The following is a 12,884-nucleotide window of genomic DNA, read 5'->3' on the forward strand; positions in this document are numbered from 1 at the left end:
CACTGCGTTACCCGCCGTCGCCGGGGCCGTCCTTCAGGGCAGTCTCGGCGGCGGCTTTCTGCACCACGGCCTCCAGTTCGTCGGAGGTAAGCAGTTCCCGGTGCAGGTGCTTGGTGCGGTAGCCCGCCCGGCCCACCATGTGCGCCGACACGGGCACCGTGAGCAGCTGGAAGATCCACGCCACCACCAGGACCGGCCACACCCACCACGTGCGCATCTGCAACCCGATGGCCGCCAGCAGCAGGAACAGGCCCAGCACCTGGGGTTTGGTGGCGGCATGCATCCGGCTCAGCAGGTCCGGGAAACGGAGCAGGCCAACGGCGGCGCCGAGGGACAGGAGCGCCCCCACCACCATGAACACCGCGGAGACGGCGTCGATCCATCCATCAGGTCCGGAGAAGTCAGGATTCATCAGGCTTCACCCTCCGGTCAGCGACGAACCTGGCCACGGTCACGGATCCGATGAATCCGATGATGGAGATGGCCACCACCAGCATGAGGTTGTTCAGGTGGCGGTTCACCGCCATATCGATGCACAACGCCCCGGCAAGGATGGCCAGCAGCACATCCGCTGCCAGCACCCGGTCAAGCAGCGACGGGCCCCTGGCAATCCTGATGATGGCGCCGGCCGCCGCCAGCGAGAAGATCACGGCTGAAACAGCCAGGACAACCTGCATCATGCGGCGGCCTCCAATCGGACGGCTTCAAGTTCTTCCGGCGTGCCCATGATGCGGATCAGGCCTGCCTCGATGGACCGGACCTCGTTCCGCAGGCCCTCCACGTCTTCCTTGGAGGTGATGTTGAGCGCGTGCAGGTAGAGGGTGGATGTGGAGCGGTCCACCTCCACCACCAGGGAGCCGGGGATGAGGGAGATGACGTGGCCGGTGGCGGTGACGATCAGGTCCTGGTGGCTGCGCAGCCTCACCGCGACGACGGCGTTGGTCACCTTGGGGCCGCGGACGGTGGCCAGGTACAGGACCTGGGCACTGGCCACCACCACTTTCCCCAGGAAGGCCAGGGCAAAGGACACGGCGTAGAGGACGTTGAAACGGCCGCCGAGCTCCACGGGCGGAAGGTAGAAGAGCCTGGCCACGCCCACCGCCAGGAGGGCGCCAAACAGGAGGTTCCCGGCACTGAAATCGTGCCACAGCGCGCCCCAGACGATCACCAGCCAGACCAGGAGCGGCAGTTCCTGCCGCAGCGAAATGCGTTTCCGGCTCATCGCGTACCTCCTGCTCCGGCAGGCGCCGGAACCTGGACATCACTGCCCAGGACCGACTGGATGTACGGGGCCCGGTCCAGCATGTCCCGCGCGGCCCGGTCGGAGAGCCCGAACAGTGGCCCCGCGAAGACCGTCAGGGCAATGCCCAGCACCACCAGGCCCGCGGTGGAACCCACCATGGTCCGCGGCAGGAGCGTTACCGTGTTGAGTTTGGCCCCGGGTCCGGAAATCCGCGCCGATGGCGTTGCGAGGAGCACAGGATCCGGGTGCTCGGCGTCAGTGGGCCTGCGCCAGAAGGCGCGGTTCCAGACCCTGGCGACGGCCAGCAGCGTCAGCAGGCTGGTCACCACCCCGCCGATCACCAACGCGTAGGCAAGGGGGGTGCCGAGTTCGATGCCGGCCTGGATCAGCCCCACCTTGCCCAGGAACCCGGAGAACGGAGGTATGCCGGCCAGGTTCATCGCGGGGATGAAGAACAGCAGTGCCAGCATGGGCGACAGTTTGGCCAGTCCGCCCAGCCGGTCCACGGACGAGCTGCCGCCGCGGCGTTCGATGAGGCCGGTGACCAGGAAGAGGCTGGTTTGGATGGTGATGTGGTGGGCAACGTAGAAGACCGCCGCCGCCAGGCCCACTGCAGAGGACATCGCCAGCCCGAAGACCATGTAGCCGATGTGGCTGACCAAGGTGAATGACAGGAGCCGCTTGATGTCGCTTTGGGCCAAGGCACCGAGGATGCCCACCACCATCGTCAGCAGCGCCACCACCATCAGGGGCGTGTTGAGGGTGTCGCCGGGGAACAGCAGCGTCTCGGTCCGGACCATCGCATAGACACCCACCTTGGTCAGCAAGCCGGCGAACACGGCGGTGACGGGCGCGGGTGCGGTGGGGTACGAGTCGGGGAGCCAGAAGGACAGCGGGAACACGGCGGCCTTGATGCCGAACGCCACCAGCAGCATCACGTGCAGCAGGGTCCTGGTGCCCTGGTCCAGCTCGCCCAGCTTGATGGCCAGGTCCGCCATGTTGACGGTTCCGGTGGCCCCGTACACCATGGCGATGGCGATCAGGAACAGGACCGAGGACACGACGGACACCACCACATAGGTGACGCCGGCCCGGATGCGCGGCCCCGTCCCACCCAGGGTCATCAGCACATAGCTTGCGGTCAGCAGGATCTCGAAGCCGACGTAGAGGTTGAAGAGGTCCCCGGAGAGGAAGGCGTTGGACACCCCTGCCACCAGGATCAGGTAGGTGGGGTGGAAGATCGAGACCGGGGCGTCGTGGTCGCCGTCGGCCATGCCCTGCCCGGTGGCGTACACCAGCACGGCCAGGCTGATGGCGGAGGACACCACCAGCATCAGCGAGGAGAACTGGTCAACCACCATGACAATGCCCCACGGCGGAAGCCAGCCGCCGATGGTCACCGCGGCTGTCCCGCTGTTCCACGCCGAGGCGAGCAGAAGGCATTCGAGCGCCAGGGTCAGCGAGAGCACGGCGATGCTCACCGCCCGCTGGGCCCGGGAGTGCCGGATCAGCAGGAAGGTGAGGGCGGCACCCAGGATGGGAAGTACGACGGCGAGCGGGGCCAGGCTGGGGATGTTCACTGTCCGCCTCCTTCCGGGTGGGGGTCAACGTTGAGGGAGCCGGGTTGTTCCTCCGCGGCGGCGTGTTCGGCGGGCATCTCCCGGCCGCCTGCCAACACTGTGGCCACCGGCCGGTCGGTTTCCCGGTCCTCCCTGGTTCCGGAACCTGCATGGTTGGAGACGTCCCGGCCATCCGTGCCGAGCATGGTGAGCGGAAATTCGGAGGTTTCCGCGGGGACCTCGGCGTCGTCCTCCGCATCGAAGCTGGGGGTGGCAGCCACCCTGCGGTCCTCCATGTCGTCCTGGATCTCATCCTGGCGCGCCAGCACCCAGGTCCTGTAGATGATGCCCAGCATGAACGCCGTGACCGCGAACGAAATCACGATCGAGGTCAGGATCAGGGCCTGCGGCAGGGGATCGTTGTAGTCCTGCGCGGGCGTGTCTTTGGTGAAGAGCGGGGCAAGGCCTGCGTAACCGCCGGTGGCCAGGATCAGCAGGTTGGTGGCGTTGGCCAGGAGCATCAGCCCCAGCAGCACCCGGGTGAGGCTGCGTTCCAGAATCAGGTAGATGCCGCACGCGTACAGGGCGCCCATGACGATCAGCAGGGTCAGGTTCACGCTCATGCGGTGCCCTCCGCGGTGGTTGCGGCAGGGACGGCGTCCGGCTCCAACGCTGGTTCCAGGTCGCGTTCTGCTTCCGGTTCCGGTTGCTGCGGGCGGTCCTCGTCCGGCTCATCCTGGTGGGCGGAGGCCGACCGTTGCTCCATGTGTTCGTCGATCTCCGCCCCGAGGCTGCGCAGCACGTCGAGTACCAGGCCCACCACCACGATGTAGACGCCGATATCGAAAATGGTGGAGGTGACGAATTTGATGTCGCCGAACACGGGCAGCCATACCTGGATGATGGCGGACTGGAACACCTGGCCCCCGAGCAGCAGGGGCATCACGCCGGATGCGGCGGCCAGGGCCAGGCCCGTGCCCAGCAGCGCGCCGGCACTGAGCGGCGCGGCCTCGCGCAGTTCGAAGCGTCCGCCGGCCAGGTAGCGGATGGTCAGGGCCAGGCCGGCGGTCAGGCCGCCGGCGAAACCGCCGCCGGGCAGGTTGTGGCCGGCCAGCAGGAGGTAGAGCGAGAAGATGATCATCGAGTGGAAGATCAGCCGGGTGACCACCTCGAAGATGATGGAGCGGCGTTCCGGGGCAAGCGTGCGGCCCGCCACGATCCAGGCGTCACGGGCAGAAGCCGCGAACTTCCGGCTGACGGCCAGGGCCGCGGCGTCCCGGGACCCGGGGTCCACGCCGTGGCGGCGGCCCACGGTGCCCTCGGCCACGGCCGCGGACCGCTGCAGGCGGTCGCCCCGGCCGCGCACGAAAATGAGGCTGGCAACACCGGTGGCGGCGAGCGCCAGGACGCTGATCTCGCCGAACGTGTCCCAAGCCCGGATATCCACCAGGGTCACATTGACCACGTTGAGGCCGCCGCCCCCTTCATAGGCCAGCTGCGGAAACTGCAGGGAGACAGGGATGGCCGTGCGGGCGCCCATGGCGAAAATGGCGGCAAAAACCATGGTCACGCCGAATCCCAGCCCGATGATGACGCGCAGCACCCGATATTTGCCGCCGGTACGGTCCCGCAGTTCGGGCGGCAGGCTCCGCATGGCCAGGACGAACGCCACCAGGATGATGGTCTCCACGAGCATCTGGGTCAGCGCGAGGTCCGGCGCGCCCTGCAGGGCGAAGACCAGCGCGATGCCGTAGCCGGTCACCGACACCATGAGCACGGCAAGGAAGCGTTTGTTCGCCCTGACGGCGGCCAGGGCGCCGATGACGATGCCCACCCCCGCCACAAGCTGCAGCGGGGAATTCGGGTCCACCAGGTAGATGTCTTTCGGCAGGGCGTTGCCGCCAAGCAGGATCGCCGCGAGCGGCAGGACGAACGCCACGCTGAGGATCACGGCGAGGTAGAAGTACAGCGAACCACGCTGGGTGCGGCCGGTGAGCCAGACGGCAACGTCGTCCAGGGCACCGATGGTCAACTGGTACGCGCGGTCGCCGTCCACCCAGCCGGGGACCAGGGACTGGGCCCGGGCCACAGCGTTGCGGCCAAAGTACATTGCCAGGCCCAGCGCGAAGGTGAGGGCCGTCAGCCCCAGCGCGGGGGTGATCCCGTGCCACAGCGCAAGGTGGCCTGCCTGCTCCGCCGGGCTGCCGGCGTCGGGCGCTGTGGAAGCGAACAGCGCGGCATACGGCTGGATCCACCCATCCACCGGCACCGGCCAGAGCCCGTAGGCCAGGGTGAGGAGGCTCAGGACTGCAGGAGCGGCAAGGAAGGAGGGATGGATGGCTTTGAACGGGGTGGGGTCCATGCCGGGCTTTACAGCGAAGGCGCCCCACATGAAACGTGCGCTGTAGGCAAACGTGAGGATCGACCCCACCACCACACCGGCCAGGACCACCATGCCCCACGGGCCGGACTGCAGGTCTCCGGCGTGGTGCACGAACGCTTCCAGCACCGATTCCTTGGCCACGAAGCCGCCCAGCAGCGGTACGCCGGCCATGGACGCGGCGCCGATGCCGGCCACGATCGCCAGCGCACGGGAGGATCGGAAGACGCCGGAGAGCTTGCGGACGTCCCGTGTTCCGGAGTGGTGGTCGATGATGCCCACTACCAGGAACAGTGTGGCCTTGAACATGCCGTGGGCCAGCAGCATGGCCAGGCCCGCCAGCGCGGCGTCGGGCGTTCCCAGCCCCACCACCATGGTGAGGAAGCCCAGCTGGCTGACGGTGCCGTAGGCGAGGATCAGCTTGATGTCGGTCTGGCGCAGCGCCCGGTAACCGCCCACCAGCATGGTGGCCAGGCCCAGCCCCAGGACAACCGGCTGCCAGTAGGCGGTCTCTGCAAACCCCGGAGCCAGCCGTGCCACCAGGTAGATCCCTGCCTTGACCATTGCCGCGGCATGCAGGTAGGCGCTGACGGGCGTGGGCGCCGCCATGGCGCCCGGAAGCCAGAAGTGGAACGGGACCAGCGCCGACTTGGTGATGGCACCCACCAGGATGAGTACGACGGCGGCACTCACCATGGCCCCTGACGCGCCGCCAACCAGTGCCGGCGCCTGCTCAAGGATGCCCGAGATCCGGTAGGTGCCGGCTGCGTAGCCGAGCATGATCAGGCCCACCAGCATGGCCAGGCCGCCGGCGGTGGTGACCATCAGCGCCTGGAGGGCTGAACGGCGGGCGGCCAGCCTGGTCCGGGCAAAGCCGATCAGCAGGTAGGACAGGATGGTGGTCAGTTCCCAGAAGATGAACAGCAGCAGCAGGTCATCGGCGGTGACCAGGCCGAACATGGCACCGGCGAACGCCAGCAACTGGGCGCCGAACCCGCCAAGGTCCTGGTCCTCCCGTTTGAAGTACCGGGCACAGTAGACCAGAACCAGCGACCCCACCCCGAGTACCAGCAGGGACATGACCCAGGCCAGGGCGTCCATCCGGAATGCCAGTTCCAAGTGGAGGCCGGGGATCCATTCGACGACCTCGGTGACGGCGCCCGGCCCCGCGTAGATGGGATTGTGCAGGAACATCAGCCAAACAAACGAAACCGCCGGAACGGCTGCCAGCGCGTAAAAAGCGTTGCGGCCCCAAAGCCTGAAGAGGAAGGGCGCGAGGACAGCCACCGAAAAGTGCACGGCAAGGACTGTGATCACTGTATTCTCCGCAACGTCAGGGATTCGATTGTCAAAAGTTGGAGCAGGCGGCAAAAAGTAAGGTCCGGGAGGGGTCAGTTTACCAAGGCACATCAGGGCGCAGCCCCCGCCCGGCGGTGCAACAGCACCGAATCCCCGGCGTCGCGGGCCCGTGGTCCGCAGCGTGTTCGCCAGGGGCGGATACGATGCATCGTATGAACAGCGCCAGCGCTCCGGGGGCAATGCAGCCTGCCTCCGAACTCGAAGCCGGAACCCGGTCCTCCAGCAAGGGCCGCGTGCTGGCCTGGGCGTCCTGGGACTGGGGCTCGGCGGCCTTCAACGCGGTCATGACCACATTTGTCTTCACGGTCTACCTGACGTCCAATGCCTTCGGGGGTGAGGACAAAGCCTCGGCAGTCCTGGGTGCGGCACTCGCCGTCGGCGGGTTTGCCATCGCACTGCTGGCACCCGTAACGGGCCAGCGCTCCGATGCCGGCGGCAGGCGGAAGCTGTGGCTGGGAGTGAACTCGGCCGCCGTTGCCATCCTCACGGCCCTGTGCTTCTTCGTGTTCCCGCGGCCGGAGTTCCTGCTGCTCGGCGCCTCGCTGATCGCGCTGGGGAACGTGTTCTTCGAATTCGCCGGCGTCAACTACAACGCCATGCTGGCCCAGGTCTCCACGCCGAAGAACATCGGCAAGGTCAGCGGCTTCGGCTGGGGTGCCGGCTATCTCGGTGGCATTGTGGCGCTCCTGATCGTCCTGCAGCTGTTCGTCCAGCCGGCCTTCGACTGGTTCGGCTCGTCAACGCAGGACAGCCTGAACATCAGGCTGGTGGCCGTCTTTTCGGCGCTGTGGTTCTTCGTCTTCGCCCTCCCGGTGCTGTTCGCCGTTCCCGAAGTAGCCCGGTCCGCCCAGGCCGCACGGCTGGGATTCATTGCCAGTTACGGCCTGCTCTTCCGGAGGATCAAGGCGATTTACGCCACCAGCCCGCACACCATCTATTTCCTTCTGGCGAGCGCCGTGTTCCGGGATGGGCTCGCAGCGGTCTTCACGTTCGGCGGCATTATCGCGGCCGGTACGTTCGGGTTTGCCCTGTCACAGGTCATCTTCTTCGCCATTTTCGGGAACGTGGTGGCCGCGGTTGGCGCTGTCATCGGCGGGTTCCTGGACGACAAGGTCGGTCCCAAGGCCGTTATTACAGGGTCCCTGGCGGGGCTCCTGGTGGCCGGGACCGCAATCCTGGTCCTGGGCAATGGGAACTATTCCTTCTTGGGCATGCAATGGGCCGGCAGCACCACGTTCTGGGTGTTCGGGCTGTTCCTGTGCCTGTTCGTCGGCCCGGCCCAGTCCTCCTCCCGAGCCTACCTGGCACGGCTCGCGCCGCACGGCGAGTCCGGCGAGCTGTTTGGCCTCTATGCCACCACCGGCCGCGCCGTCAGCTTCCTGGCGCCGGCCCTGTTTACGCTCTGCATCACCGTGGCCACCCCGTTGGTGCCGGCCGGGCAGGCGCAGCGGTGGGGAATCCTGGGCATTATGGTGGTCCTCCTGGCCGGGCTCCTGGTGCTGCTGCCGGTGAAGCCGCCCGAGAAGGCCCCCATTGCGGTGGTTCCCGCAGCGTGAAACGGCTCCCGGGACCCCTGCTCCAGGCGCACCAGGGAGTTGCGCGGCGGACTAGGCTGGATTCATGAACGTTGACGAAACGAACCTTCCCGGCCTGGGCCGCCGGAAGGATTTCATGACCGCTTCCGGACGCCGCATCGGCGTGGTGGAGCGGCGGGAGGGCCAGACGGAACTCATCGTTTCCACCTGGGATGATCCCGACACGTGCCAGGCCTCGATCCCGCTCACCAGCGACGAAGCCGCCACGCTTGGCAACCTTCTGGGCGGCACGCATCTGGCGATGAAGCTTACGGAGGAGCACAAGGATGTTCCGGGCATCGTCACCCGGCAGTTCTCCATCGCGTCCGGCTCCCCGTTCCAGAACCAGCCCATGGGCAAGGCATGCATCCGCACCCGGTGCGGGGTGTCGATCGTGGCCATCATGCGCGAGGGCGAAGTGCTGCCGTCGCCGGGACCCGATGCCGTCCTCCACGCCGGCGACTTGCTGGTGGCCGTGGGCACCCAGGAAGGCCTCGACTCAGCGGCCGAGATCCTCCGCCACGGCTAATCCCCATGGACCCGCTGGCCCTGACCCTCATTGAATTGGGGGCCGTTGTGTTCTGCCTCGGCCTGTTGGCGAGGTTGGCCGGACGGATCGGAATGTCCCCCATCCCGCTCTACCTGCTGGGCGGGCTGGCATTCGGGGCAGGCGGCATCATAAAGCTGGAAGGCATGCACGAGTTTGCGCACCTCTCCGGCGAGATCGGTGTCATCCTGCTCCTTCTTATGCTCGGGCTGGAATATACGGCAGCCGAGCTTTTCACCGGCCTGCGCCGCTCATGGCAGGCCGGCGTCCTCGACCTCGTCCTGAACTTCCTGCCCGGCGCCGGCCTGGCCCTGCTCCTGGGATGGGGTGGCGTCGGCGCCATGGTCATGGGCGGCGTTACGTACATTTCCTCGTCCGGCATTGCCGCCAAGGTCATCACGGACCTCGGCCGGCTCGGAAACCGCGAAACCCCGGTGGTGCTCTCGATCCTGGTGTTCGAGGACCTGGCCATGGCCGTCTACCTGCCCATCCTTACGGCCACCCTGGCCGGGGTGGGTTTCCTGGGCGGGCTCACCGCCGTGGGCATCGCGCTGGCGGTGGTCACGATGGTCCTCATGGTGGCGCTGCGGCATGGGCACCATGTTTCCAAGGCCGTGCACAGCGAAAACTCCGAGGTCTTCCTGCTGAACGTCCTCGGGGCGGCCCTGCTGGTGGCGGGCGCTGCGTCTGCCATGCAGGTCTCGGCGGCGGTGGGCGCGTTCATGCTCGGCATCGCGATCTCAGGTTCCACGGCGCACAACGCCACCCGCATCCTTGAACCGCTGCGCGACCTGTTTGCCGCCATCTTCTTCGTGGCGTTCGGGCTCAACACAGACCCGTCATCAATTCCGCCGGTCCTGGGCTGGGCGCTGATCCTTGCGGTGGCCACGGCGGCAACCAAGGTGCTCACCGGGATCTGGGCTGCGAAACAGGCCGGAATCGCCCGGCCCGGCCGCTTCCGCGCTGGCGCCGCACTGGTTGCCCGGGGCGAATTCTCCATCGTCATTGCAGGCCTGGCCGTTGCCTCGGGAGTCGTTCCCCATCAGCTTGCGGCCCTTGCCACGGCCTACGTGCTGCTGATGGCGGTGATGGGCCCGCTGGCCGCCCGTTACGTGGAACCGTTGACCGCGCCGTTCATCCGGAGGCCCGCCCCGGCACCGCAGCTCTAAGCCTTTTGCGGCTGCACCTGCCTGGCCCGGCTGTACCAGGAGGGCTCCCGGCGCGTGACGTGGCCGAGTGTTCGGGCCGCTGGTGCCGCTAGATGCTGGTGCGGTGGAAGTTCAGGTGGCTGCGGCTGGCGGTGGGACCGCGCTGGCCCTGGTAGCGGTTGCCATAGTCGCCCTGGCCGTACGGGAATTCCGCAGCAGAGCTGAGGCGGAAGAAGCAGAGCTGCCCGATCTTCATGCCGGGCCAGAGCTTGATGGGCAGGGTGGCCATGTTGGACAGTTCAAGGGTGACGTGGCCGGAAAAACCGGGGTCGATGAAGCCTGCCGTGGAGTGCGTCAGCAGGCCCAGGCGGCCCAGTGAGGACTTGCCTTCCAGGCGCGCTGCTATGTCGTCAGGCAACGTCACCGTTTCGTAGGTGGAGCCCAGGACGAACTCGCCGGGGTGCAGGATGAAGGCTTCGTCCTCCTCCACTTCCACCAGGCGTGTCAGCTCGGGCTGTTCCTGCGCCGGATCAATGTGTGCGTACTTATGGTTGTCGAACAAGCGGAAGAATTTGTCGATCCGGACATCCACGGACGACGGCTGGACCATCGCCGGATCGTACGGTTCCAGCACGATCCGCTCGGAATCAATTTCGGCACGAATGTCGCGGTCAGAGATCAGCACCGTCCCAAATTACCGTATCGGTTATCCACACCCACATTTTCCCGTTGTTGCTGTGGCCTGCTGGGGCTAATGTTGCGAATGAAAGCTACCGGAATGGTCTCCCGGGTGCCGTAACAGAGCTGGGGATGTTGTGAATAAATTGGTGGCACCGTCTTTTATTGGCGTGCTGTGTGCGTTGGCACTGGTCTCTTCGAACGCCGCCGCACCTCCCGCGCCGCCGCAGTTCGGCCAGGCCGGGGGTGCAGGCATCACGCTGGGGACGCCCATCGTCCGCGACGGCGGCGCTTCCCGTGTGGGTGACGTTATGCCAGGCAGCCTCACTCCGGCCGTGGATCCGGACATCCGCGTGGCGTCACCCTTGTCCGGGCCAACCGCAACCGCGGCGCCATCCCCTTCCACATCGACCCCAACGACGTCCACCGCCACCGCGTCAGCCCCGGCCACGGCTTCCACGGTCGACACCGCATCCTCCCCCGAAACGCTGCCTGCACCAACGACTGCTACTACAGGGTCCGTCCCGCAGACTGCGTCCATTCCGCCCCTGTGGGCACCGGACCAGGAACTCGCGTCCCCTTCCGCCAGCCAGCCCGCCGCTCCCGCACCGGCCACAACACTTCCCGCCACCGAGGCCTTGGTCCCGGACAGCAACGCTGCCGCCATCCTTACCGTCTTCACCAAGATCAACGAATACCGGGTGGCCAACGGCCTCAACAAGGTGAAGTACCACCCCACGGTGGCAGGACTGGCCCAGGACTGGTCGGACAACATCGCCACCCGGGAGGTGGTCGAGCACCGGGCGAGTTTCTGGACCGACCCGCGCGCCTTAAGCCCCAACAACGGCGCCGGTGAGGTCATTGCCATCCGGACCGACCGCGACGCCGCGCAGCTCGTGGAGTGGTGGAAGGGCTCTCCGGGGCACAACGCCATGCTCCTGGACCCACGGTTCAACGTGATGGGCATCGGCATCTCCTACACCAACTCCACGTACCAAATTTGGGGAGTGGTGGACTTCTTCGGTTACACCACGCTTCCGGCAGGCACAGTCGATTCCCCTGGCGGCGCCAGCTCGGGCGGGGGCGCCTTCCCGGCACCCGCGCCAAGCCTGTGTGATGCGCCCGTCAAACACATGCCGCCCACCCTGAACCTTGCTGCCGCCGCCATCACCGGCCCGGCCGACCTCGTGTCCGTCGACTCTGCAGGACAACTGCTGGACAGGGCGTCCACCGGTCCCCGCACCTATGCCCCTGCCAAGGTGGTCAGCTCCGGATTCAGCGGAGCCAAGGAAGTCTTTGTCACCGACTGGGACCGCGACGGCACCTACGACCTCCTCACCCAGTGGACCGGCGGCAACCTGACACTGCACCGCGGTATTGCCGGCGGAGGATTCCAGGCCCCGATCACGCTCGGCACCGGCGGATGGAACACCCTGACCCTGGCGGTAGGCGGCTGGTGCGCCAACAACCGGATGCCCCAGATCCTGGCCCTGGACACTGCAGGGAACCTGTACCTCTATGGCAACAAGGGCACCGGCGACATCGCAGAGCGCGTCACGGTCGCCACCGGGGTATACGCCTCCCGGCTCGCCATGGTGGACTACGACGCCGATGGCTTCCAGGATGTCCTGGCCATCAAGGCCGACGGCAGCGTCCAGCTTTACCGCGGATGGGGCACCACGGCGCTCCGTGCGGAGGCCCGGCCCACTGTGGCCACAGGATGGACAGACGTTACGGGAATCCGGTTGCTGCGCAACGTCACCGCACTGAACTCCACGGGAGTGGCACTCCGCCGGGCCAGTGACGTGGTGCAGTACTGGGACCTGAGCGCAGGAAGCCTCGCATCGCCGTCGAACATTGCCGGGCCCTGGGCGGGGCAGCGGCTGGCCCAGTGATCACACCGCGGGCAGGAGTTCCAGCACGTCCTTCAGCCGGTCCAGCTGGGCAACGTCGGAGCTGACGCGGCGTTGCAGCATCCCGTCCAGCAAACCGAGCCTGGTGAGGAAGCTGAAGCGTCCCTCGCGTTGTGCTTCCATCGCGAACCGGACCCTGGTGCCGGTGTCTTCGCTGCTGAGGTAGTAGCCGCCCCACCGGGTGGCCGGTCCGGAAACGATATGGAATTCGATCTCGGCACCGGGCCGAACGTTGGTGATCTCCAGCTCCGCCGGGATGCTCAGCCCGGAGCGGCCGGCCACCATCTTCCGGTAAACAGCCCCCTTGGACCCGGCCGGACCGCGCACGAGTTTCACGCTGCGGACATCGTTCCGCCAAGCAGGAAGGTTGGTGGCATCAAGGAGGAATTGGTACACGTCAATGGCGTCCCGCTCTATGAGGACCTCGTGCTCTGCGAATGCCATGAAGTAGTTCCTGTGGTTGACGTGGGCTGCCGCAATAGC

Annotated in this window: 12 protein-coding genes; 4 read left to right on the top strand and 8 right to left on the bottom strand. The window is 66.8% G+C overall.

What is annotated here, in order from left to right:
• Positions 1–7: 7 nt before the first annotated feature.
• From mnhG to ACTJK0_RS05775, 6 genes are read right to left on the bottom strand one after another with little or no spacing between them, the layout of a single operon-like run.
• Positions 8–412, bottom strand: a complete 405-nt coding sequence (mnhG, locus tag ACTJK0_RS05750; protein ID WP_110545337.1) for a monovalent cation/H(+) antiporter subunit G — start codon at positions 410–412, stop codon at positions 8–10.
• Positions 402–680, bottom strand: coding sequence for a monovalent cation/H+ antiporter complex subunit F (locus ACTJK0_RS05755; RefSeq protein WP_110545338.1), 279 nt, complete (start codon positions 678–680; stop codon positions 402–404). The genes mnhG and ACTJK0_RS05755 overlap by 11 nt, the downstream gene beginning before the upstream one ends.
• On the bottom strand, positions 677–1,222 hold the full coding sequence (locus ACTJK0_RS05760) for a Na+/H+ antiporter subunit E (RefSeq protein ID WP_440744573.1): 546 nt from the start codon (positions 1,220–1,222) through the stop codon (positions 677–679). The genes ACTJK0_RS05755 and ACTJK0_RS05760 overlap by 4 nt, the downstream gene beginning before the upstream one ends.
• Positions 1,219–2,823, bottom strand: coding sequence for a Na+/H+ antiporter subunit D (locus tag ACTJK0_RS05765; RefSeq protein WP_440744574.1), 1,605 nt, complete (start codon positions 2,821–2,823; stop codon positions 1,219–1,221). The genes ACTJK0_RS05760 and ACTJK0_RS05765 overlap by 4 nt, the downstream gene beginning before the upstream one ends.
• A complete protein-coding gene (locus ACTJK0_RS05770) occupies positions 2,820–3,425 on the bottom strand; it encodes a Na(+)/H(+) antiporter subunit C (RefSeq protein ID WP_110545344.1) in 606 nt (201 codons plus the stop codon). Before ACTJK0_RS05770 ends, ACTJK0_RS05765 begins: the two co-directional genes overlap by 4 nt.
• The gene (locus ACTJK0_RS05775) at positions 3,422–6,499 is read right to left on the bottom strand and encodes a Na+/H+ antiporter subunit A (protein WP_440744575.1); all 3,078 of its coding nucleotides are present in this window, start codon (positions 6,497–6,499) and stop codon (positions 3,422–3,424) included. Before ACTJK0_RS05775 ends, ACTJK0_RS05770 begins: the two co-directional genes overlap by 4 nt.
• Before the next feature lie 194 nt (positions 6,500–6,693).
• Here ACTJK0_RS05775 and ACTJK0_RS05780 point away from each other — a divergent pair, with 194 nt between their 5' ends.
• The 3 genes from ACTJK0_RS05780 to ACTJK0_RS05790 all read left to right on the top strand — a co-directional run bounded on the left by ACTJK0_RS05780 (position 6,694) and on the right by ACTJK0_RS05790 (position 9,831).
• On the top strand, positions 6,694–8,097 hold the full coding sequence (locus tag ACTJK0_RS05780) for an MFS transporter (RefSeq protein WP_110545347.1): 1,404 nt from the start codon (positions 6,694–6,696) through the stop codon (positions 8,095–8,097).
• Positions 8,098–8,161: 64 nt separating this feature from the next.
• Positions 8,162–8,644: a cation:proton antiporter regulatory subunit gene (locus tag ACTJK0_RS05785; RefSeq protein WP_110545349.1), complete on the top strand. Its 483-nt coding sequence runs from the start codon at positions 8,162–8,164 to the stop codon at positions 8,642–8,644.
• A 5-nt stretch (positions 8,645–8,649) separates the two neighbouring features.
• Complete coding sequence (locus ACTJK0_RS05790; protein ID WP_110545351.1) at positions 8,650–9,831, top strand: cation:proton antiporter; 1,182 nt, start codon at positions 8,650–8,652, stop codon at positions 9,829–9,831.
• Positions 9,832–9,919: 88 nt separating this feature from the next.
• Here the strand turns inward: ACTJK0_RS05790 and dcd are convergent, their stop codons facing one another.
• The gene (dcd, locus tag ACTJK0_RS05795; RefSeq protein ID WP_110545352.1) at positions 9,920–10,495 is read right to left on the bottom strand and encodes a dCTP deaminase; all 576 of its coding nucleotides are present in this window, start codon (positions 10,493–10,495) and stop codon (positions 9,920–9,922) included.
• 142 nt (positions 10,496–10,637) lie between these two features.
• Between dcd and ACTJK0_RS05800 the strand changes: the two genes are divergently transcribed.
• The gene (locus tag ACTJK0_RS05800) at positions 10,638–12,383 is read left to right on the top strand and encodes a CAP domain-containing protein (RefSeq protein ID WP_440744576.1); all 1,746 of its coding nucleotides are present in this window, start codon (positions 10,638–10,640) and stop codon (positions 12,381–12,383) included.
• Here the strand turns inward: ACTJK0_RS05800 and ACTJK0_RS05805 are convergent, their stop codons facing one another.
• The gene (locus ACTJK0_RS05805; protein ID WP_110545356.1) at positions 12,384–12,845 is read right to left on the bottom strand and encodes an SRPBCC family protein; all 462 of its coding nucleotides are present in this window, start codon (positions 12,843–12,845) and stop codon (positions 12,384–12,386) included.
• Between the last annotated feature and the right edge of the window lie 39 nt (positions 12,846–12,884).

The sequence above is a fragment of the Paenarthrobacter sp. 22069 genome (genome assembly GCF_052046035.1).
Classification (GTDB): Bacteria; Actinomycetota; Actinomycetes; order Actinomycetales; family Micrococcaceae; genus Arthrobacter.